The sequence below is a fragment of the Maridesulfovibrio ferrireducens genome (genome assembly GCF_900101105.1).
In the GTDB taxonomy this organism is placed as follows: Bacteria; Desulfobacterota; Desulfovibrionia; order Desulfovibrionales; family Desulfovibrionaceae; genus Maridesulfovibrio; species Maridesulfovibrio ferrireducens.
On sequence record NZ_FNGA01000003.1, the window covers coordinates 446900 to 470140 of the forward strand.

The following is a 23241-nucleotide window of genomic DNA, read 5'->3' on the forward strand; positions in this document are numbered from 1 at the left end:
TTTATTCTTATAAACTATGATTCGGCAGAGTGATTAATTATGCCGTGTCAAATAAATTATTTAGATCTATTTACGAATTTTGCAGCGGCAAGTCCTGCAACACATCCTTCACCGACAGCTTTTGCCATCTGAAGCGGAGGTCCGCAAATATCACCGGCTGCGAAAATGCCCGGAACATTTGTACGCTGTTGCTTGTCTGTTTCGATGAATTTCATGGATTCATCGAGCGAGGTTCCGAGTTCTGCTGCGAGTGACATAACGCCTTTGGCTCCAAGCTCGATGAATACGCCAGTAACATCAAGTTTACTGCCATCGTCCAGCACCAGTCCGTCTACACCGATTCCGCCAGTGATTTCTTTAACATCGACACCTTCATGGATTATGATGCCTGCGTCTTTGAGGCGCTGCATAAGCTCAGGTGCTATTGAGAATTTTTTTGCAACCAGATGTGTTTTGGATGCGAGATGAGTCAGGTGGAGAGCTCCGCCTGCTGCTGCACTTTCACCGCCTACAACTGCAACTTCTTCTCCTCTGAAAAAGTTACCGTCGCATTCAACGCAGTAGCTGACACCTTTTCCGAAAAGTTCTTTTTCTCCGGGAACTCCGAGCTTGTTGCGTGTAGTTCCTGTGCATATAATGATAGATTTTGTTTTAAAAACTTTTGTCTCGGTGTTGATGGTGAATACGTTTCCATCAGGAGACATAAGGTCAGGTGGAACTATGCTGAGAACATCTTCATTAAAAAAGACAGCTCCGAAACTTTCAGCCTGTATCTGTCCTGTTTTCAGAATCTGTTCCCCTGAAATCTCAAGAGTACAGCAGAAATTTTCGATGTGTGCCCACCAGAGGCTGCTTTTGTCATTTTTGCCGAGAACCAGAACTTTAAGCCCTTTTCTGGCAGAATGAATTGCTGCTTGCAAGCCTGCGGGGCCAGTTCCTAATATGACGATATCTTGGATCGTTTCGCTCATGTTTAAGTGTCCATTTATTAGTGGGTTAACAGTTTATTAAAAACGTTTCTGTATAAAAATAAGTATTAAAGTGCAAAAGGCAAGAACAGGTACTGAGTTATAAAAAGTATAGGTGATTAAGAGTTTAGTTGCTTCATTATCGGGACGTATAGCTTTTTAATCCGCTGGTTTTTGGGAAGTTGTGAAAAGATCCTTTCCACAATTCCTCGTTCTATCATCTGTTTTTTGGTCCATTTGAAATTAAGGTCATACGACCAGCTTAGTAGCAACAAGCGAAAATCGTTTAAGCAATTCATTTCTCGATATGCGGCCTGTTTACAAGCTTCGAGAGATAATAAAACAGATTCAGTCAACTCATCAGGTTTTTCTTTTAATCCTAATAGAGGGACTGAACTTAACGGCTCAACCCCTTTCATATGTTTAAGCAAAACGCCCATAATATCTATTTTATCTGAATCCCGCACTATTTCAGTCGTGAATTTGAGTTCTTTGGATATATTCGACGGAAGTATATTCCTATTATGCAGGGCGACTGCTCCAAGTATGATACGAAGTTGTGATTTTGGCAAATCTGCAAGCAACTTTTTGCGAAGAATATATTTCACTCCTAAAGTTGCGTGGTTGCAAGACTTGGCATCACTGAATGTTTTATATTTCAGATATTGCGGAAAGCGTCCTGTATCATGGAAAAGTGCTGCAATTTTGTAGGTTGAAGCATATTTTTCATCAATATTTAAAGAATCACAAATCCCCTGACAATTATCGAGCACTCTTAAAGAATGGTCATATTTCAGCTGATAATCCGGCAATTCACATTCTTCAGCATTTTCGATATAAGGGAGGCTGAAGTTTGAAAATATCTTTTTGAAAGTAATCATATCTAATTCGGTTAGAGTAATAGTCTTTTCTTTTTAAATTTATAGTCAAGTTCTGATATAGCACCTGATTCTAAATCAGCTTCCAGATCTTTGAGAGCTTTTTCACGCATTTCTGCAGCTTCTCTATCAAGTTCTTTATCTCTGAAAAAACCTTTAGGTCCGAATAGTACTCTTAAAAAGAGAATGATAGCTCCCAATATTACGGCAACAAAAGCCAGTTTTAACAGTGATGCGTTTAAATCTCCGTATCCGGGGCCAAATGGCCAGTGATCCCAATGAGGGCCGGTGCCGAGCTTTCCGTTTATAAAAAAAGGTATGGATAGAATCGTATTGATCATGTTAGGTTCCTATTAAGTTTTGCTGTGTAAGTACCTTTGATTTTAACTATCTGCAAGATGATTAAAATCGGAAAAAAATAATGGAAGTCAATTTTTGCAGGCAACGACTCAACTTTATAATATTAGGTTATTAAGTTGAATCGTTGTGACTGAAATTTAAGCGATGGAGTTTTCATGATAAGAATACTGGTAGTAGAAGATGAGCTTGCAAGCAGAAAATTTCTTTCGCATATGATGGAGAGTTATGGACAGTGTGATAGCGCTATTAACGGAATAGAGGCTGTAACGATGTTTGAAGAGTCCATAATCAAAGGCGAAAAATATGACTTGATTTGTATGGATATCATGATGCCGGAAATGGATGGTCAAGAAGCGCTTAAAAAGATTCGTGAAATTGAAAACAAACATTCAATACTTCCTAAGGATGAATCTCGCGTGATAATGACAACAGCTTTATCCGATCCGAAAACGGTTATCGAGGCTTATTACAAGGGAGGAGCTACGCACTACCTTGTAAAGCCTATTACTTTAGAAAAACTAAATAGTATTATGTCTGAAATCGGCTTAGGTGTATGATTCTTTAAATAGTGATACGATTATGCTGGACAGATATGAATTGTGTATTAGTATTTAATCTGCGGCTTTTGCCGCAGATTTTTTAATTTAAATACTATGAGGTTTTAGATGAAACTACTCGGGTACTTGGTTCTCCCGCTTACAATGATTTGTCTGCTTGCTATTATGGCCGGTGATGCAGATGCAAGGAGATTCGGTGGTGGTAGATCCTTCGGCAGTAAGCCATCTTTTTCAAAGTCGTTTAAAAAGCCTACCACAGCAACTTCTACACAAAGCAAAGCAGCAGGGACTAATAAGCAGAGTGGCTTTGCCCGTCCTGGAATGGGACTTATGGGTGGTCTGTTGGCAGGAACATTCCTAGGTTCTATGCTTGGTGGTGGAATGGGTGGCGGCGGCGGTGGATTTTTTAATATTTTGATTATCGGACTGTTAATTTATCTCGGATTTAAGTTTTTCAAATCGCGAAATGGCGGTTCCAGTTCTCTCTTTGGTCAGAATAAATCCCAACAGCAACAAGCGCCTCCAAGGCAGACAAATGACAACGATCTCTTCGCGCGTAGAGAGCAAAATTCTCAGAATGCGTGGGATCACCTTTCTTCCAAACCAGCTTCAGCGCCGAGTGCCGCTTCTGTAGATACTGAGCAAGTCAGTCCTGAAATAGGTGTTCCGGCCGGTTTTGATTCGGAAGATTTTCTTGAAGGTGCTAAGGCTATTTATACTCGTCTTCAAGCATCTTGGGATAAACGTGATATTGCTGATATTGAGCAATTCGCGAATAAAACTGTTGTAGATGAAATAAAGCAGCAGGCCGCTGAAGATCCTACTCCTTCTAAAACTGATATTATGCTTATTAACGCCAGACTTCTTGAAGTTAAAGAAGAGGGTTCTAATATTCTGGCAACAGTTTATTATGATGTACTTCTCAGAGAAGAAGCCAATCAATCTCAGCCTTCTCAGGTTCGTGAAGTTTGGAATTTTGTTAAAGAAAATAACGACTCTGCAATGTGGAAGCTCGACGGTTTGCAGCAACTTGAAGATTAGTAAATAAAAATCTTTATAGAGTCAGTCTATTTAGGGCATTGTCATTTGAGACAATGCCCTTTTTTGTGTAGTCTGAGGCTTTTTGTTCTTTGTATTATATGCAAATTGATTAATGCTTTGATTGGAAAAAATAATATATTTTATGCTTTCATGAAATTAAAAGTTAAGAGAAGAGGTGAGGAAGTATGTCAAAAAAGATTACGGAAATTATTGATAGTGAGTTAAAAGAGCTCGTGAGTAATTTTATGATAAATACTGATTTGGAGATAGCAGCCTTGGAAGTAGCTTTTAAGAAGTCCGATTTAGCAACAATAAATAGGCTCGGGCATAATATGAAAGGCTCTGCGCTCAACTATGGTTTTATCATCCTTGCTGAGCTTGGCAGGAGTATTGAAAGAGCTGCATTGGATGAGGATGTTATAAAAATAGATCAGTTGCTGATTCAGCTTAAAGACTATGTTGCCCGTGTAGAGATAATGTTTGAAAAAAAATAAGTATTTTCTACCAGAGAAAACGATTTAATTCGAGTTTGAAACTTTTCGGGTGAATGCATTCAACTATTTCTAAGTTTGATCCTTTGCTTCCAGATGTTCTTTGGGAGAGATCTACATACTCAGGGTGAGTTGCTCTGAACCTGCTGTCGAATACAATTTTTATTTGAGGTAACAGGGGAGCTTGCGGAGTGTTATTCATTACTACCCCATAACGCCCGTCTGACAGTTTTACAAAACATCCTACAGGATAAATTCCTATACATTTGATGAAACTTTCCAAATAACGTGGATGAAAAGCTGTGTTTTTCATAGAATAGAGATGTTTTATTGCCATGTTGGGGTCCATGGCGTCTCTATAGGGACGCTCAGATGTCATGGCATCATAGGAGTCACAAATTGAAATAATTCTGGAATATTGTGGAATTTCATTTCCAGATAATCCTTCAGGATATCCGGAGCAGTCATCTCGCTCATGATGAGAAAGAACAGCTCGTATTATGTCTATTGAAATATTTTCTTGTTTTTTTAAATAGTTACAAGCAACTACAGGGTGTTTTTTTATTTCCGAAAATTCTTGCTGTGTAAGCTTTCCTTTCTTATTTAAAATATCGCCGGGGATCCATATCGTACCGACATTCATCAGCATCGCGGAGATAGTAAGATCCTTGATTGACTCGCGGGAAAGCCCCATGAACCTTCCGAGGATTGCGCTTAAAATTGCAGTGTTCAGGCTGTGTGTGAATATATATTTGTTGGTTCGAGCTAGAATAGTCAGACTTGCTGTTGCACTGCTGTTTCTTTCAAGTGAGTCTAATAACGGGTTAATATTATTCCCGTATTGTTCAATATCAAGATCTCCGCCGTTTTCAATTGTTTCAAATATATTTTGAATGAGTTTTAAAGTTTTCGTGTACGTTTCGCGGGCGAACAGTATTTCTTCAGAGTAGGACGTTTGCGGGAAAGAGTCTGCGACAGTGCTTTTAGAAGAGTCTATAAGCACTTCTCGAATGTCACAACGAAGTAAGGTTAAAATACTATCTTTAGTTAATATATATTTGTTTGCAAGATCATGCGGAATACCGGGGTATCCGTTTGCTGAACAAACGATGTACATTCCTTCCTGAAGATTTTTTGTTTGGATTTTTTCTAACATTATAAAGAGTATTTTTTTGTTATCAGAATGAAGTTGGTGTATAGCCCCGTTTTGGGGTTTAATAAGAGTAACAGATATAAACAGTTAGATTGTGTCTAATCCCTTTTTTTTGATATACTCTCCTAATGCGATTAGGCAAGAGAAAAGTGCGTATTGCCACACTATGCGGCGGTGGGGATACTCCCCCTGTTCACGCACTTACTTTTTTGTTGTTGCGACTCAATTCGCATATTTTTTTTAGTTCCGATTCTATTTTCTCTTACCCTCCGTTCATGTTTATCCAATACCTTCTATTAATATAGTAATCATCTTTTGTTCTTTGTCTATGTTTATATAGTAAGTTATGAACAAATTTTGTTTGATCATTTGATTGTTTAATTGTTTAAAATGGGGTTGACGTATGTTTGTATGTGTTATATCGGTTGTTCAAAGTGTAAATAAACAACAGGTGTGCAAGTGTTATGTTTGATCAAACTTTGAGTCTCAGGGAAGTGGGGAGAAGGCTTGGAATTCCTCCGTCTACTATTGTTTATTATAAAGATAAATATTCAAGGTTCATACCGTCTTCTGGTGGTGGATCTCGTAGGCAGAGGTATTCTGTTGAAGTGTTAGAAATTTTTAGGAGGATACGCGAAATGTATGGTATGAATTGGTCAACTGAACAGATTGAAAATGAATTATCAATAAAATTTGGAATGTTAGTTGATAGTATAAAAAATGAACAACAGTTGATCAACGATGCCGGAATTAAGTCTGATGGTGATGTTCAGACGGTTGTTCAGGGGCTTGCTTCTGTAATAGAAAAAGTATCCGATCTTCTTTCAAATCAGATGTTGTTTCAGTCAGAAATTAGAGATTTGCGTGATGAGGTCTCAATACTCAAAAGCGAAAAGCGTAAACTGGAAGCACAAACTAATGAGCGCGTAATGGATCTTGCCATGGAGATTGGCCAACTAAAGCGTGATAGAGTGGAGCTTTTCAGATTACTCAGGAAAGGCGGAGTTTCTTCCGGGCCTGATGAATCTTCATTTCCTTCTGCTGCATATCTTGAGCGTCCATTGGTTATTCAGAATTCAGAAGGGGAATACCTTGGTGTGTCGGGGAAAGGGCGCAAACACTTTTCCTTGGAAGATTTTGTAAAGCTTCTTGAAAACAGTGTTAATTCACATCGTAGTGTGGATTTAAAATGGGAGAATAAAGATTCAAATTGGGTTTTGGTAATTGCTGCGAATGAAGATGTTTCCGGCGATGAAAAAGCAATTGTTCTGGTGACCGAAGAGAATGTGACTCCTAATAACAATACTGTTGTTCGTATTGTAAGTATGGATATCAATAACAAGAATGTCCCTGACGCTCTTTTGTTCAGTCTTTTTAAACAGATACGAGATAGTTTTGTTCGTTAACGGCTCGCTCTTTTTATTTTTCTAGAAAAAGTCTTGATATTAGCTTGAAATGAATATATTTAGATAATTATTATAAGGTCTGGAGAAGTATCAGGAGGTCGAAATGCCGCAAGTTGCAGCTAGAATTACACATGACCATGAACAATGGCTTAAGAATTATTTCAAAACGAAAAGTGCCGGTGCTGAATTTATTCTTCCATGGGCCGTGGATATGTTTTTTAAATCTATGCGGGATACAGCAAGGGAACTTAACGTTGCTGAGCTAAGGACTGTTTTAGAAGCGTATAGTGGTGTGAAAATTCTGCCCAATCAATGCAAGGGAGCTTATTTATTCCTGCGTGTCGAAGAAGCATGTGAAATTGACAATATTCATGTTACCCACGGTGTTAGTCGCGGTAATCTTGAAGCTAAGCTGAAAAGATTGTCAGATGTGCAGTGTACCGCATTGATGATTTGGGCTACTGCTTATTGGGTAAGTAAAGTTTGGAATGGTGTCAGTTTTGAAGAGTATATTAAACTTACGTGTAGCTGATTTATAGTTAAATCTTGTCAGTCGGTCTCAAGTCATTGCTATGAATTATTTATTTCATGCTGAACGCAATGAGTCCTCGTTTACCTAAGTCTTTTAGAAAAGATGCTGTTGCAACTTCTGCTTCGCGTGGTAGCACTGTATACTTTTCAGCAAAAGCTGCAGATATTTTTCTTACGCTGTTTTTCCCGTCAATCATGTTCCATACCATAGTACCCATATCATCCAGTTCTAATCTTTTCATGGGTGGACGTCCCTCTTTCCATAGACCATATTTTTTTGCTACATCGGAAAAAATAGGTTTCAGGCGCAAAGGGTAAGACAGTATTATTTTATTGTGATCCGTCCGTGTCTCTTCGATATCCAAATTTTTCACAGGCTTACAAGCAAGAGCTTCACCTCTTGTCATTTCTGGAAGTATCTTTTTCTTTTTTCTATTGAACAATTGAATAATTCTCAAAGATGTTTTGCATTCTGTTGTCCGGGATAGCTGTACGCGAGCTGATAAGTACTGCTTGAATGCGGTTAGCAGTCTTTGTGTATCTTGCTTCGATTTGGCCGAATGGACGACGTTTGGAACTTAATTTTGACATGGTTATTTTAGCAGCAGAGGGCTTTTTGTCTTGCCCGAACATGCAGGTTGCGCCTGAGTCAAACTGGAGTTCCGCAATAGAGAGATCAAGTCTATTAATGTCATCTTTAAAAAATTCTTGTGAAAAATCTCCGAGAGAACGTTCTTTTAAAAGAATGTCTGCCGGGCTTATTCTGTAAAGAGAAATGGATTCATTTTCACTGCATAAAATAATTTTAAATCGTCCAGGTTTGAACTCAAACGAATCAAGTTTGTAAGCAACTGGCAGGGTTGCTTCCATGTCGTATATACGCCAAGGAGTGAATTCTTCGTTGTTATAAAATTTAATACTGCTGAATAATGAAATTGCCGCGTCTTCGAGCTGTTCTCCGCCTTTGCCTATAAATTGAATCAGCATAACCTGAGCTGATTTAGGGCAATAGAACATTACTCCACGTCCAGTAGAAAGGTCTGATTGCCAATAGAATGCTGTGGAATGGAATCTTTCCAGTGGTTTTTTCCACGATGAAGGCAAGACTGATGATTCTATTTTAATCCCGGAAGATACTTCTATTTTTTTAGCTAACTGTCTGAAATAGTTTTGCTGTTTATATGTTTTTCCAGAGTCGTACCACCTGATTTCAACGCAGGGGTGTTCTCCATTGTCGAGTTGTATGAAACTCTTATCAATACCACTGACTTCAAATTTGGATGGTATTTCAAAACTGATACCGTCCCACGCTATATTTTTCTTAGGCATTATATATTCCTTTTGAGAATCTTAGGTCGTATGTAAATAGTATTTATTATAATCATGGAGCTGAAGGACATGTTGATCCTTTCAGGCTCTGATAGTAGCAGATAATCTACTAAAGTCTTGCAATCTTTTATGGCGATCAATCTTTATAACACAGGGGTGTCAAAACAGCATAGGTTTTAAATTTCGTCAATAGGCCATTTTTCCCAGAGATTTTAAAATTAAAGTGCATCCCATTGCAAACATTCCAGTCAGACCCATTCCACATGAGAATCCTGCAAGCAAAACAGGTGCATATTGTCTCCACATGGCTCCGTATTTCTTTTGAAAGAAGTAACGTCCTATAAGGGCTCCGCTGACTTCCAGAACGAAGGCATGAGGTGTGCTTTGACCAAGTCCTCTGACAACACCATAAACCAGTAGAACCGGAAGTCCTAGAGTGTTTAATACGGTGTAGAGGATTAAGCCAAGCCCTATACCAGAAAAGATAACAGGACCGCTTAGAGCTTGGAAAAACAGCGAGTTTCCATCAAGTGTGGATGTTTGCATGAGCAGACTGTTCAACGCTTGCAGATGCCATAGTTCTTGAGCATAAGGATAATTGGATGAAGGAATAGGTGCTAATTGCCATATGAACTGTGAAAACAGCAGACTGGCAATCATAACCACAGGAAAGACTACAAGCTCTGCTTTGATGATTCCCCGGATAGATGTTCCTGTCAGCTCGATTTCACGGAAATGAACGGTTGCTTCACCGTAATTATGAATAGGGATCGGAGCATACCATATTTCAATGCCTTGATAACCAAAGAATTTGGCTCCTGCTATGAAGCTTGCCTCTCGAACCAGTGGCAAGCTGACAAACTGCCCGGCGATACCTTCCATTCGAGCCGAAATATATGAAATTATCGGTGTATAAATGAAACCGTACAGCAGGAAAAATATCCACGGAAAATTAGGAACAAGAAATAAACACATGCCGACATAGGCAAGTGTTGAAAAGAAATAAATTCCGATTGAAAACCAGAAATTTATGTCACCTCTGCCTTCAGGTGGTTCAAATAAATTGCTCCATGATGAACGGTTTTTGGCATGTTCCCCACGGAAGGACTGTACAACCGACCATATACCGATGAAAGCGATAGCCAGCCCGAGTCCGATGGAAAAACTCATGTAAAAGTCAAAGTTGTTTGCAAAAACAGTTTCGACAGTTGCCATGCCGGGATGCCATCTATGTAGAATTCCATGCTCAAAAAGAATCGGGTTAGCAATAAATGTAACGATAATTCCTATCAATCCACCGATTACCGCCCAGAAGGGGAGAACCATTCCGATGAAAAATAGTCCTAGATCAAACTGAATACCGGTTGCAACCGCAGGCAGAATGTTTTCTGTGTACGGCGTAAGTTCGATCCACGGAATAGGGATTAATCTTATCGGTTCTGTAAAAATTAGTCCTGATACAGCCGGCAGGAGTACATAAATCGAGCCGAAAGCAAGACCGATCACACCTCCTATCGAGAAGACTCGCCATTTCCAACTGGTTTCTTTTTCTTCAGTCGATTCTGCGAGAGCCATTGTTCCGAGTGCTCCTACCGGAGCCATAGGGAAAGGCAGTTTTTCAACATCTGATGTAATTCGATACAAGGCGTAACCAAGTCCGAAGTGGTCAATTCGTTGAACTATTTGCGAGCCGACCAGCAGCAATATCGGAATCATCCAGTCTCGATGAAAAAAAGTTCTTTCGAGTAATGATTCAGAACCGGGCTGCGGAGCTACCCACGCAGGAATGAACTCTGTTAACCCCAGCATTCGTGCGGCGTCAGATTGCACAAGGTATTGCTGCCACAGCAACCCTGAGAACGGTGAGGCTAATGCCGCCCCCGCCATATAGTAGAGCAGAAAAATTTCCTGCTGTTTGAGCTCGGTGTAAGAGCGCTTGGCGATTTCGGCAAAAAGAATGATTGTAACCCAGCGCGCGGCAGGGCCTATTCCCTGTCCGATGACAAGTTGCAGATACATACTGCCGGGCATCATCAGAAAGCCGATGAAAACCGCGCCGACAACCGTTTTCCAGTCAAACCCCTCTTCAAAATGATCCGGTGGCTTGAGTAGGTCCCGATATTCTTGTAATTCTTTATCGTTATTCATATTTCGTTTCCGGTACAGTTATTTGCGTAAAATTAGGAGATTTCTTTAGCCGGGAAGAACCTGATAGCTTTGTCCGGCCCATAACCCATATAAAGCCCATGCTCCGCCCATTAAAAAATCACCCATTATTAATCCGAAAAATAAGTATCTAATTCTTTTAAACAGTCCGACCCCGCCGTAGCGAAGAGTGAGCTGGTTAAACATCCAGCCCAGAAAAAAGCTGAACCAGAGTATTTTCATGGCTGAACTGTATGCTGTGAGATATCCGATTGGATGGAGAGGCCACCATGGAAGCCTGTTGTAGGCCAGAACCAGTGTAAACATAATAACCGCACCGACTGTAGAGAAGGTTGTTACCCACTCAGATGCAACGGCTGGTTCCTGAATAACTCTGACAACGTTATCATAAACAGTCATTGAGGTTCTTGTGGCCCAGTCCAGATGAAGTTCGCGAATTCCGTATTTATAACAGACAAAAAGCATGGCAGCGAAAGAGACCACAACACCTGCAAGCAGGACGATTATTATACCTGAAAGAAAGAGTTTTTTATTTTTGATCCATTCATTTACTTTTGACCCGTGAACAAGTGAAGGCATTAATGATTCTCTGAGGTCTACAAAAAGAATCTTTTGGCACATGGCTGTAATTGCGATTCCTACAGCCCCGAAAAACTTGGTTCCAAACATAGCTGTTACACCGTCAAGGGGGGCGGCGGTCAAAGTGAAATATGCGATACCACCCTGACAGATGGCTTTTGAAGCTACCACTGTGAAGATGAAGAAAGCCGTTAAGACAAGAAGCGCCATAAGCATTGGAACACCAAAGTTAACGCACCATGCTACTAACAGGCATCCGGAAATAATCAGTCCCCAAAATGAAAAACGTAAGGACATCCATTCGGATTCTCCTTTAGTTTGTTTACCGCCAAACGCTTCACGTAAAACTTGTTGTAGATGTTGTCGTGCAAGCCATACGATAAAGAAAAAGAAGACTAGATATGCTCCGATCATTTGTGTTTCTTCCGGTCTGGTCAGTGTTGGTCCGAAAGTTACACCTAGCGATGAAGCAGGAATATTCAGTCCCGCTACATTGAGCACTCCGTAGAAAAGTCCGCCTGTCAGGAAAAAGAACCAGAAGCTGAAAGAAATCTGGCGTGAGGCAAGGAATGCGAAGCCGACGAAAGCCGGATAAAAATATATTTTCAGTTTACCGAATCCGGAAAATAAGCCGGTTTTAGCAAAGTATTTTCCGGCAAGAACCAGAGTCGGAACTTCCGGTACGGCCGGGATATAAAAATGGAGGCCGTTCAGTGTGTGCAAAGCAACACAAAATAATAATCCACATAGAAAAAATTTATTAGTTAGAAATGATCCATACAATCCTTGATCAAGCGCTTCTTCCATAAATCTTGGTAATTGTAGAAGTGGAAAGTTGATGCGCTCGTTTTCAACCCATTGTCTGCTGAAAATATTGGTCAGACAGAGCATCATAAAATAGCAAAGAAGGATAAAAGCCGCCCACCATAGAAGCGGTGTAACCCATGCGGACCAAGGGATAGCACGGATAAGTTCTCCGTCGCTCATGAACGAGCCACCCTTAATGCCGTTATAAAGAGTTTCTACGGCTTTCGGGTCTGTCGGATGCAATGCTTCGGGGAGCAGGGGCTGGAGTATTTCTTTCCATCTGTTACCGATGCTCGCAAAGTGGAACGGAGCTGTCAGGTTGATGAAGAATGTTCTTGCAAGTCCGGTAAAAGCTATGCCGGAAACAACAACGGTCAGTATCCACATAGTCATCAATTCCAGACCCGTTAAAAGCGGAGTAGAGCGGAATATTCTATGGTGTAATGCTGAAATTGCTGTAAGCCATGCCAGTATAAAGAACGGAGCCAGCGGAAAATGTCCTCCTGCCAGCGGTGTCGCATTCAAATAGGCATTATTGAAGGGCGTAAAAGCACAAATTAATAATCCAAAGAAAATTCCCAGTGCAATAGCCCGTATTCTTATGTTTCCATGCATTTGATAAATTCCTAAATTATTTAGATATCTTCAAGAGTCTTTTTTAAGTCTAGCCCTGTGAATCCGTAGGCCATCAACTCTGGAATCTTTTCGCGGAAAGTTTTTTGTCTTTCTGGGTCAAGAGAGCGCCATACGAGGAATTGCTTTCTGATGGCATTAATGAAGTCTTTATTTAACCTTTTCCATGCTCCGATTTCTCCTGATTCACGATTGATAATGAGCGCAGCCTCAAGGAATTGCGGATATTCTTTAGCAGGTCTGAATTCAAGTCTGATCATTTGCTTTACTCCAAAGTCAAAGGGAGCAAGCCAAATACGAACATCAAACTGAAAACAAGCTATACTGTCGGGAAAGTCTTCCGAAATTTCTTTCAGCGACTCAGGAAGTTCACGGTTGCTGAAGTTTACTTCAATTTCCGAGGTTGAAAACAGTCCGTGAGAAACTTCAGTATGAGATTCAAGATACTCAAGTAAAAAACCACCGGCATCTTTTTGCTCTGAGTGTTTGAGCAGGAAAGGAAGTGTTGCTTCAATGGAATCTGATTCGGACTCAGGCATTTTCCATGAGCGGTTAACGTCAGGTATTGCGATGTTTGCGGCAACTCTTGAAGGGTAGATAACCGATATCAAAGTTACAGCAATAACTAAGATCATTGCGGCAACTCCGGCCATAGAAGAGTAGTTTGCGGTCATACCAGCCCATAGAGGAGTGCCCGCAAAAAGACCCGAGGCTGTTTGGGCAATGAGATATCCGGCAACCACGCTGATTACGGCAAAAGCAACAGCTTCTGCAATAAATAGATATGATACATGAGTTGGAGCCATACCGATTGAAGTGTATACAGCTATTTCTTTTTTGCGTTCGTAGACACTCGTAATCATAGTATTAAGTACGATTAGAGCGGAGATTATTAGCGGGATTAAAATATTCGAAACCCCTGAATAATTCATAGTGTCGGCAGCCTGACATATATAAGTTCCAGTTGTATCACAGCTGAAAATAGGGAGGCCGTAACGGTCAACCAGACTGTTTATGGTTTCTTTGGAGAAAACACCTTTAGCAGGTGTAATGGCGATAGCTTTTAAACTTCCGCCCATTGCCATCAGTGTCTCATAAGGAATGATAGCAGTAACTTCGCCGGGAATGTGAGTATAGCGTCCTTGGAAGGTATCAATATCTTCACCGGATTCAATTGCGTCCGCTTCAACTTCGCTTAATTCCTGCGCAGCTGCGGAAGGGAAAATAACCGGAGTCATCGGTTCGCCGTCGAGGTCTGTGTGTTCGGTGAATTTTTTACCGTCAAAAATACCGACTAATATAAATTGGCTGCCCCATACATCAAGCTCATCTCCGGCTTTAGCACCGAGTCTGTCAGCCATTTTTTTGGAAAGTATAATTTGTCTGGTCTGATTTGGTTCAAGCCATTTACCGGAAATTAGAATTTCGTCGATTCCGCTTACTTTCGGTTCAATATAACTGAGTCCAACCAATCCTTTAACTTCTTCGTGTTTTGAACCTAAGCTTACTGGGGTTGATGCTGAAATAGTTTTATCAACCAGCTCGAGCCACCCTCTGGGCGCTACGATGCCATTTTCTTCAAAGTCATTACCTACAATTCCGAGAGTTTCTCTAGGTAAATCTTTCCAGCCGATATTCTTCATGAAGATGCCGGAATAAGGCTGGTTATCACTGAAAAGCACATATGTGTGCTCTCGGAGAGATTTTACAGCAGTAAAACTCATAATTGTGAAGGTCAGAATTGTAAGAGTGAGACAGGTCAGAAATGTTCTGATTTTCCTGCGTCTTAAGTTGCTGACACCAATTACGAATGCGGCTGTAAAAGCTTTCCATTTACTAATTTCGGACGTGCTTGTTTTGTGCGCTCGTTGCTGGAGCATGATCATTTCTTTTTCAAATCTGAAAAAGATAATTAATGAGACCATTACAGATAAGCCCAAAATGAAAAAGGCCAGAATTACCACCATAGGACTATACGTGAGCTGGAACGCCGGATGGACCATATAGATGACAGCAATGACAGCCATAAGAATTCCCAGAAATCCTAAAATCCTTTTATGGATGTCGGCAAAGGAAAAGAGTACCCGCTCCATGCAATAAGCAAATGGTATGAACAGGGCTATATAGAAAAGGACACCGACCAAAACGTCTTTTTGAGTCTGGTCAACGTCCAGATAGACTCTTGAAGCTAAAGCCCACGCTGTGCGTGAGTTTTCCATGAAGTCATCATAACGGCGATCTTTCCAGGCAGTTGTGGCTTTTGAAAGAGCCTCGGTTCCCTGTTTTTCCAGAGTTCTGATTCTTTGATTTATAATTCCATGTGATTCCAGATTCTCGATTCTGGGTTTAAGAAGATTCCACATATCCATAGCAGCTCTATGGTTGGTTGCGGGAATAATGGGCCATTCTTTGAGGTTGTATCCATTTCCCGCAGAGTCGGCAGGAGTTGAATGAATCAGAATCATTTTTCTGTTGAGCACAGAATCGGACAGTGTCATTTTTAACGGAACATTAGGTTCAAGAAAAACACTGGCAATTGTTGAAGAACGAGTGTCGATGCGACTGTACCAATAGTGCATAGGGTCTGCATCGCGGGCGCCGTCGAGTACTTCAACTTTTGTCATGTATTTGAAAGTTCTAGGTGTCAGCAGATCAAACAGGGTTGTTTGTCTGCAACCGAACATGACAACCTTTGTCTCCATATCCAGACGAATCATTTTAAGTCGATATGCACTTTTTCCGGTTTGTTTCTTGTCGATAGCCCATACAATTCGTCCGTTCGGATTATATTTATATCCCTCGATAATTAGCTTTGATTGAACCAGTTTACTTGACGCGACTCCTGTGAATTTAAAATCACCTTCAGTGTCGGCGAGAGAATAAAATCTTGTGTTGCCTTGAAAAGCCATAAAAATGGTATCTGGCGCAGGCTGGTCTGCAAAAAGCTCTCCCTGCCTAACAAAACGGGCTTTTCCGTTAACAAGAGCGAATCCTTTACGGGGTGACTTGGTGGTCAAAACTTCTGAAGATTCTGAAACACTTCTGATAAGCCCTTCAACAAGTTCAGCCTGTTTACCGACTCCATCCCAGTTGATATTTTCTATGGTATCAAAAGGTGTTCCCCAGTAAGGTCGGCCATCGTTAACCGTGGCGAAAGTAAAGCTTAACAGACCCGCCATCGTAGCAACTTCACTTCCAAATTGAGGCTTATCAAGCAGCCATGTCTGCCATGGTCTTGAAAGGTTAGGGCGCAGTGTGTCTGTAAACAATCCGCTGGTACCTATGTTTTTTTCAACAATAGGGGCGGCATCGTTTAAAATATCATTAATTTGCGCGAAGGTTCTGGAAAGATTGACTCTAGGCCTGAGATCGTAAAACCATCCGCGGCCAAATGCGCCGACACCTTCACCTCGACTGGAAAGATGAAGAGAAATTAAACAGACAGGATCTTTTGATCTGACTGTAGTACGAAGCTTACGTGCGCTTCGTATTGAATCAAGCTGCTGCTTTATATCCTGTTTTACTGCGTAAACTTTATCTTTTACCTTTGGGAATAAATCACGCAGGGCGGCCATTTCGCCAGCCGGTAAAGTTGAGTAGTCTGTTTTCCATGAAATTCTACGCAGCAGCTTACGCTTCTGATCAACCGTTTCGATGTCTTCTTTTTTTGTGTCGTGCTGCATGCGCATCTGCATGAGTCTTTTGCTGATAATATCAACTTCGTCTTTTATCTGATTTTTTAATGCATTATACATCAGATCGAAAAGCTCAGGGTTTTCGACTGCCATCTCTGTGGCAAGAGGATTATCCATTTCAAGCCCTTCCAAAATCTGAGCGGCATTATTCTTTTTGGTGCTCAGCTTAGCTTTAATTCTTTTCAGGCTGATGCTTTTCCCGGAAATAGCTTTGATAAATTCACGCATACCATGCAGAGACTGACCGTGACCGGTTGTCGCAAGGAGAAGTATGGAACGTTTTGGCGGATTGGCAGCTAATTTTTTTCCGATTTCAAAAAGTGATGCGATTGAAAGTGCTTCATCTGCGCCCGGAGAATTTCCCATAATATAGGAAGAACTGTCGTAGAATGATTCGATAATGACCAGTTCTTCCGCAAGCTTTGGATCAGTACCTTCTATCATGCAATAGATGTTTTCGGCGGTGATGCGCTTCCATTTAGCTGACGATTTTACAGTTGCATAATCCGCAATAAGTTTTTGCGGAGCATCTGTGCTTATTCCGAGATTTTTTTTAGCATCGGCAGCGGTCATGTAATAGCGCGGGAAATCAAGAGGAGAAAGTTCAAGCTTTTCTTCGAAGAACCCTTTCATCGTAGGGCCTGAATCTATATAAATAAGAGCAGATGCCCCCAGACTTGCAGCATTCAGCCAGTTTTTACCTGAATCGATGTCCATAAGAACGATGGCATTCTTGATGGGAAGTCCGTTGAAATCAACAAGCTTTCCTTTACCTACATAGATGATCGGTCCTGAAAGACCTTTTTCAGGAGTAGCAGGAGGAGAAACTGCGTTGAATTTAGCAGAACGTATCGGAATTTTTCTACCGATTTTACCGACTGTTAATTCAGCTTCTGAATTAACCATGGTAGGGGCAAGAAAGAGATGCTTGCCGACCTTAACATTACCTAATTCTTTAAATTTTGCTTCAATATAATCCGCAGCTTTCTTTTCACCTTCGGAACCGAAAGAGCGGTCACCCAAAGAAGATAAGTCGGAAATCGTTTGTTTCAGCGGTTCATATGCACTATAAGCGGTCTGCGGGAGTGCGAGCGCAGAAAGAGTGAATAACGTAACTATAGCAACCAGTAGTTTTCCGGCTGACCAAAGTGAGGAATTTTTTTTAAAGCAAATGGTGGACATTAATTAAAGTCTCCGAAAATCAAGCCATGCGGATACAGCCAACATCAATGTTGAGCTGATCTCTGTTTTCAATTTTCTTGATCAAACCGTCTTCAATCCAGACGACCCTGTCAGAAGCATTAAGCATTTTATAGTCATGCGTTGCGGTGATAATCGTCACTCCGCGGTCTTTACTTAGGTCGCTCATCAGCTTGATAATTTCTTCGCCGGTTGAAAGGTCAAGGTTGCCGGTCGGTTCATCTGCAAGGATAATAGCGGGGTCATTGGCAAGGGATCTTGCTATTGCCACACGCTGCTGCTGTCCGCCGGAAAGTTCCTGCGGTTTGTGATTATATCGCTTGTGTAGTCCTACCAGATCGAGCAGTTCGATACCTTTGGCGACAGCTGCGTCGTTATGAACTCCTGCGAAAATCATCGGTAAAGTGATGTTTTCTAAAGCGGTCATTACTTGAATCAGGTTAAAAGTCTGAAAGATATATCCTATTTTCCGGTTACGAAGCCATGCCAGTTCGAAGGCATCCAGCTGTGCAATGTCGACTTCATCAATAAAAACTTTCCCTTCCGTAGGCTTATCAAGACCTCCGATCATGTTGAAAAGAGTCGATTTTCCTGATCCTGACGGGCCCATAATAGAGAGGTATTCTCCGGCGTAAATTTCGAGATCAACCCCCTTAAGGGCTTGCACATTTACGTTTCCGAGTTTGAAGTTTTTAGTAACTCCGGTAACCCTGACTATGGTATGTGATTCGGGCATTCTGTCTCGCCTTTGTCTTAATTAGTTATCTAAAATCAAATCAAAAATTGTTTATTCTTCAACCCGCATAGCCTCAATGGGACGCATGCGTGCGGCAATCATAGCCGGGTAGAGAACTCCAATCAGGCTTAATCCAAAGCCTACACCTATGGAATAAAGAATTGAAATACCTACTTCTGCGACTGGCAGAAAGGTGATGGCACCCCACCCAAAACTTGTCATTGCCAGCAGGATGGCTATTAAACCTCCGAAGATTGCTCCTAACAATGAACCCACAACTCCTTGCATTGACGCTTCAAGGACAAATAGTCTCAGAACGAAACTATCGAGCGCTCCGAGGCATTTCATGGTGCCGATTTCGCGGAATCTTTCGGTTACAGCCATGAGCTGAGCGTTAATAATACCAACTGTGCAGACCAGAAGTGAAAGAATTACAATCCATCGCTCTTTTGCACTTCCACCGGGCTGATAGCCTGTTTTATCAAGGATTTTAATCAGGTCATGCTGACCGGAGTTGTATATCCCGTTTGAAATATCACTGCCGATGAGAACATATGCGAAAAAGGAAACAGCAAGTATAAGGCTTGTTACTGTCACCATATTTCTTAGAAATCTAGATTTTATACTTTTAAGGCTGATTTCCAGTGATTTATCAAAGGGAAGAACTACCTGAGCAGCAATATCTGTCGGTGAATCAGGATGTTGGAAAGGTATTCGTTTTCGCTGTGACATTTTTTTTGCTCTCTGGTGAACCTGTGTAAATATGCTGTTGCTGCTTAGAGCATAAAAACTATATTTTAATATTTCTATTATATTCAGTTTAAATTTTTGTTAGGGCCATTTTTTAAAATTTCTATTATCATTTCGTACCTTAAACTCCATGAAATGCAAAGCAAAAATGCATTTTTAAGAAGTAGTCACTCATGAATTTTTACTTTGAAAAATGAAAAAATACTGAGTCTGTTACGGCCGCCAGCTAAATATAATTTTAGAAAGAAAAAGAAAGAGGGAGAAATTATTTCGGCAGTATATCTCTTATATCTTGAATTCGAAGCGAAGGCGTTTCGGCTATTTTTGCCAAAAGAAAATCTAAAAATTTAACGGATGTTTTATTCATACGTTGGTGATGCAGCATAAATCCTGCATAATCTGACTGCACTGCATGTTCGATTTGATTCATCAGAGTTTTAATGCCGGCCTTGGGATCTTTTTCTTTGATAGTATGAAGGTCGATATTAATTGGAAGATCGGGCAATCCTTTTGGAGGATACGGGGAGACATTGATACATCTCGAAATTGCAACGAAACCTAATTCTATAAGACAAGTCATGGTTTCAGTCGAGCAGCGATTCCACGGAGGGGTAAATATAGGGCACATACTGCTGCCGAGGAGTTTATTAAGTTTTTGTTTTCCTTTGGTAAGTTCCGCGGTCATTTTATTGTGGTCACGCGATGGCCCGAATTCAAATTTTTTACCGGATTTCTCCTGATTCATATGTCTGTAGCCATGTTGGTGCATGCACCAGAGCGACATGTCAGGCCCGAGTTTTTCAAATAACTTTTGGATTCTGTCTTGATTAACCCATGCAGGTACAACAGCGAGCGCGAGCGGTACTTTCTTGTTCTTGAAAACATCAATCATGGTTGAAAATTGTTTTCCCGGATAACCTATGTCGTCCGCTCTAAAGAAAACATTGCAACCTTTTTCCGGGATAAGCTGCTCCAGTTTTATCCACCAAGATTCAAATGATTCGATTAATTCGGAAATATCATTTTTCCAGATTGAAGAAATAGGGCGGTATGACATTATCTTGTTCCAACCATTCTTATTGCTCGCGCGGATTCAGTTGCGCCTTCCAGATTAATGTTGTGATCTGATGAAGATCGTTCGCAAGTAAGAAGCTCGTTAATTATATTTTTCATTCTGGATATGCTGAGGTCATTATCATTCAGAACCTTGAGAGAAGTATGTTCAGCTAGTTTTTCCGCTCTCATGCGTTGTTCTCTGTTCTGTGCAAACGGGAGCACCGCGCTTGGGATATTTGTAGTAAGTATATCCATACATGTGTTGTATCCAGCCATTGAAATCATGGCATCCGCTCCCGTTAATAAGTCTGTGAAGTCCGGTGCGAATTTTTCTACAGTAATATTAGAGAAATTTAATGAATCAGTTTTTAAAGCGTCATATTTATTCTGATCTAAAAAGGGACCGGTCAGTATTAGCAGTTTTGTTTTTTCAAGACCAAGTTCAGCAAAGCTGTCAAAAACAGCTTTCAGCAAGGAATTGCCGACTTTTCCACCGCCTGCACTGGCTACTAATAAATTTTCGTCACTGCCTATTCCAAGTTTTTTTCTAACTTTAGAGCGTACGTTTTTACGGGGTTTGCGGGCGGCAAATCCTGTGTAAGAATATGGAATGGAAATGTTATTCAGTGATTGGAAGGTTTCATCAAGCTTTGCTATCTGTGGATCAGAGTGAATAAGCAGCATGTCGAAATATTTATTGAGGGTTTCGACGCACCGTTTTTCGTGTTTTCCGCCATCGTCTTTTTCGACAAGAATATCCCGGAGAGAGCAGATTACCTTAACATCTCCGTAGAGTCCGGCTTTAATTGAATCAAGAATGGGAAGAAGTTCAAATCTGAATGCTTTTCGTCCGAAGGGAAAGAGTTCAATTAAAAAAACATCTGGTCTTTCCTGTTCAAAGATAGCCTTAATTTTTTCAATTCTTTCTTCTTTAACTTCGTTTAAAAGACGTCCTTCGTCGGTGGGCATGAGTCCGCCGAAGTTTTCGTTCATGCAAAGTCCGGGAAGTTGAAAATATTCAACATGATCAGGTAATTCCTGTTCAGGGCGGGTTCCGCCTGCAACGAAAATTACTTGTTCATTTTTTAGAGCCCTCGAAATTTCAAGGCTTCGAAAGAAGTGCCCCATGCCCAAGACATGTTGGCAGTAATGAATTATTTTCATAAAAGGTCGTTCAGCCTATCTATAGACAAAGTTCCATCCCATTTGATCCAGTGCAGTCTGCGGCGTTTAATCAGCTTCGAAGTACCCGGCATATAGTCATGTTCAGCGAGTTTGTACGCGATTGATTTCAAGGTCCCTTCGTGGATAATAGCAAGCACTTTGGGTGCATCATTGTCAATTATTTCGATTATCTTTGAAATACCTTCTTCAAGGGCTTTTATAGCTCTTGCGGATGTTTCAGCGCGGCTTTCTCCTCCGGTAGGGCGAAAATTCCATCCTTTAGCTTCTTCGGCAGAAAGTTGTCCGGGCCATTTTTGATCAAGTTCGCTGTATGTTAACCCCGACCATTCACCCCAATCCTGCTCACGCAGTCCGGGAATTTTTAAAAATGGAATATCAAGGCCTCGTGTAATAATTTCAGCAGTCTCAATTGTTCGTCCCAAATCACTTGTGATTACTGCATCAAAAGATTCTGGAGACAGCTGTTTTTTCCATTCCTCGGCAAGTTCTCTTCCGTATTTAGTCAGAGGGGAGTCCATGTGGCCTTGAATTCTGTTTTCTTCATTCCAGACTGTAACTGAATGTCTGATTAACGCGATTCTTACTGGTTTCAATGGTTCCTCCTTGAAATTGAGAGACTGATTTTTTTTTCTACATGTTGCAGATTTAAATTCTGATCAAAAACTTCTTTAATTCGTTTCGGGGCTAATTCTCTCATTGCTTGGCGTATATAATTATTTTGAAATAGATAGAGAATATTTTCGGCTAGACAATCAAGATCACCCTCAGGCGATAAAAGTCCGGTTTCACCATGGGCGACAGCTTCTTTAGGGCCTCTTGTTGAGTAGGCTACAACCGGCAATCCGGCACTTTGAGCTTCCAGATAAACCATTCCCAGAGCCTCGTGGATACCGGGGTATGCAAAAATATCTGCCGCGCTGTAATACTTAAAGAGTTCGTCTCGATTAATTTTGCCGAGAAAAATTACCTGATCTCCGGTTTTTTGCTTTGCAAGAGAGGTCAGTCGTTCGCGGGCTTCTCCGTCACCTGCTATAAGCAATTTGGTTTCGGGGAATGTTTTAAGAACTATTGCAAAAGCATTGATCAGGTCGGTTAAACTCTGCTCTTTAACTCCGCTGCGTAGCATCGCGGTACTCATGAGCACGGGGGTATCCCTTATCTTTAGGGATTTACGGATTTCAGTCCTGCTTTTTGGGCAGAATTTAAAATCGTCAGGATTTATGCCCGGACGGGTTCTGGTTAATTTTTCTGGAAGAATTATACGGGAAAGATTTTTGTGGTCGATTTCTTTGTTGGCAAAAACATGATCGGCATGAAGCAGCGCATTTTTATTAGCCATAAAGCCTAGCCACGTTTTGACGTTTCGCCTGTGCTTTGTGGAAAATACACCTTGATATATTAGATAGGGGATGCCCAGCTTTTTTGTAATCAGCGGGCCTAATAAATCAGGAGATTTGTAATAACTATGGTATGTTAGCCATAGGTCTGGAGCAAAGTCTTTAACCCGCTTTAAAGCCTTATTGTATTCGAAGTACAATAAAGGCCACTTACAGGGGGTGGTAGTGACGTTGCGCAGTCTCATACGACTGGCGATTACAACTTCATGTCCATGTGCGCATAGATAGTCATGTAGACTTTTACCAATCATTAAATCTCCGGAAGGAGTTTCATGATCGATAGGTTTATGCGGGGCGAAAAAAGCGATTCGCATATAGACTTG

Annotated in this window: 20 protein-coding genes; 5 read left to right on the top strand and 15 right to left on the bottom strand. The window is 41.0% G+C overall.

Translation table 11 applies throughout. The features are described 5' to 3' along the window. Positions 1 to 56 precede the first annotated feature (56 nt). The 3 genes from BLT41_RS11330 to BLT41_RS11340 form a co-directional block, all read right to left on the bottom strand. Positions 57 to 971: an NAD(P)/FAD-dependent oxidoreductase gene (locus BLT41_RS11330; protein WP_092161192.1), complete on the bottom strand. Its 915-nt coding sequence runs from the start codon at positions 969 to 971 to the stop codon at positions 57 to 59. A gap of 116 nt (positions 972 to 1087) precedes the next feature. After that, positions 1088 to 1849, bottom strand: a complete 762-nt coding sequence (locus BLT41_RS11335) for an HD domain-containing protein (RefSeq protein ID WP_092161195.1) — start codon at positions 1847 to 1849, stop codon at positions 1088 to 1090. Positions 1850 to 1860: 11 nt separating this feature from the next. After that, on the bottom strand, positions 1861 to 2187 hold the full coding sequence (locus BLT41_RS11340; RefSeq protein WP_092161196.1) for a hypothetical protein: 327 nt from the start codon (positions 2185 to 2187) through the stop codon (positions 1861 to 1863). A gap of 177 nt (positions 2188 to 2364) precedes the next feature. Between BLT41_RS11340 and BLT41_RS11345 the strand changes: the two genes are divergently transcribed. The 3 genes from BLT41_RS11345 (at position 2365) to BLT41_RS11355 (ending at position 4298) form a co-directional block, all read left to right on the top strand. After that, positions 2365 to 2763, top strand: coding sequence for a response regulator (locus BLT41_RS11345; RefSeq protein ID WP_092161637.1), 399 nt, complete (start codon positions 2365 to 2367; stop codon positions 2761 to 2763). A 108-nt stretch (positions 2764 to 2871) separates the two neighbouring features. Beyond that, a complete protein-coding gene (locus tag BLT41_RS11350; RefSeq protein ID WP_092161197.1) occupies positions 2872 to 3804 on the top strand; it encodes a Tim44 domain-containing protein in 933 nt (310 codons plus the stop codon). Between the two features lie 185 nt (positions 3805 to 3989). Next, entirely contained in the window at positions 3990 to 4298 is a 309-nt protein-coding gene (locus tag BLT41_RS11355) for an Hpt domain-containing protein (protein WP_092161198.1), read from the top strand. Positions 4299 to 4305: 7 nt separating this feature from the next. On the opposite strand, the gene BLT41_RS11360 is transcribed toward BLT41_RS11355, so the two are convergent. Further along, on the bottom strand, positions 4306 to 5451 hold the full coding sequence (locus BLT41_RS11360; protein WP_092161199.1) for an HD-GYP domain-containing protein: 1146 nt from the start codon (positions 5449 to 5451) through the stop codon (positions 4306 to 4308). Between the two features lie 461 nt (positions 5452 to 5912). Between BLT41_RS11360 and BLT41_RS11365 the strand changes: the two genes are divergently transcribed. Both BLT41_RS11365 and BLT41_RS11370 read left to right on the top strand, forming a co-directional pair. Beyond that, the gene (locus BLT41_RS11365) at positions 5913 to 6854 is read left to right on the top strand and encodes a MerR family transcriptional regulator (protein ID WP_092161200.1); all 942 of its coding nucleotides are present in this window, start codon (positions 5913 to 5915) and stop codon (positions 6852 to 6854) included. Between the two features lie 103 nt (positions 6855 to 6957). Further along, positions 6958 to 7386, top strand: a complete 429-nt coding sequence (locus BLT41_RS11370) for a hypothetical protein (RefSeq protein WP_092161201.1) — start codon at positions 6958 to 6960, stop codon at positions 7384 to 7386. A gap of 49 nt (positions 7387 to 7435) precedes the next feature. Here BLT41_RS11370 and BLT41_RS11375 read toward each other — a convergent pair whose 3' ends face one another. From BLT41_RS11375 to BLT41_RS11425, 11 genes are all read right to left on the bottom strand, one after another. Continuing rightward, the gene (locus BLT41_RS11375; RefSeq protein ID WP_244512258.1) at positions 7436 to 7792 is read right to left on the bottom strand and encodes a PqqD family protein; all 357 of its coding nucleotides are present in this window, start codon (positions 7790 to 7792) and stop codon (positions 7436 to 7438) included. Between the two features lie 25 nt (positions 7793 to 7817). Beyond that, entirely contained in the window at positions 7818 to 8714 is an 897-nt protein-coding gene (locus BLT41_RS11380) for a hypothetical protein (RefSeq protein ID WP_092161202.1), read from the bottom strand. Positions 8715 to 8900: 186 nt separating this feature from the next. Then, the gene (locus tag BLT41_RS11385; RefSeq protein ID WP_092161203.1) at positions 8901 to 10862 is read right to left on the bottom strand and encodes an OPT family oligopeptide transporter; all 1962 of its coding nucleotides are present in this window, start codon (positions 10860 to 10862) and stop codon (positions 8901 to 8903) included. Between the two features lie 45 nt (positions 10863 to 10907). Then, a complete protein-coding gene (locus BLT41_RS11390; RefSeq protein WP_092161204.1) occupies positions 10908 to 12881 on the bottom strand; it encodes a DUF6785 family protein in 1974 nt (657 codons plus the stop codon). A gap of 20 nt (positions 12882 to 12901) precedes the next feature. After that, positions 12902 to 17776, bottom strand: coding sequence for an FtsX-like permease family protein (locus BLT41_RS11395; protein ID WP_092161205.1), 4875 nt, complete (start codon positions 17774 to 17776; stop codon positions 12902 to 12904). Positions 17777 to 17795: 19 nt separating this feature from the next. After that, positions 17796 to 18530, bottom strand: coding sequence for an ABC transporter ATP-binding protein (locus BLT41_RS11400; RefSeq protein ID WP_092161206.1), 735 nt, complete (start codon positions 18528 to 18530; stop codon positions 17796 to 17798). A 51-nt stretch (positions 18531 to 18581) separates the two neighbouring features. After that, positions 18582 to 19262 carry an ABC transporter permease gene (locus tag BLT41_RS11405; RefSeq protein WP_092161207.1) on the bottom strand — a complete coding sequence of 227 codons (681 nt, stop codon included), beginning with the start codon at positions 19260 to 19262 and terminating at the stop codon, positions 18582 to 18584. A 283-nt stretch (positions 19263 to 19545) separates the two neighbouring features. Beyond that, a complete protein-coding gene (locus BLT41_RS11410) occupies positions 19546 to 20337 on the bottom strand; it encodes a polysaccharide deacetylase family protein (RefSeq protein WP_092161208.1) in 792 nt (263 codons plus the stop codon). After that, on the bottom strand, positions 20337 to 21500 hold the full coding sequence (locus BLT41_RS11415) for a glycosyltransferase family protein (protein WP_092161210.1): 1164 nt from the start codon (positions 21498 to 21500) through the stop codon (positions 20337 to 20339). The genes BLT41_RS11410 and BLT41_RS11415 overlap by 1 nt, the downstream gene beginning before the upstream one ends. Beyond that, entirely contained in the window at positions 21497 to 22114 is a 618-nt protein-coding gene (locus BLT41_RS11420) for a histidine phosphatase family protein (protein ID WP_092161212.1), read from the bottom strand. The genes BLT41_RS11415 and BLT41_RS11420 overlap by 4 nt, the downstream gene beginning before the upstream one ends. After that, complete coding sequence (locus tag BLT41_RS11425; RefSeq protein WP_092161219.1) at positions 22111 to 23232, bottom strand: glycosyltransferase family 4 protein; 1122 nt, start codon at positions 23230 to 23232, stop codon at positions 22111 to 22113. Before BLT41_RS11425 ends, BLT41_RS11420 begins: the two co-directional genes overlap by 4 nt. Between the last annotated feature and the right edge of the window lie 9 nt (positions 23233 to 23241).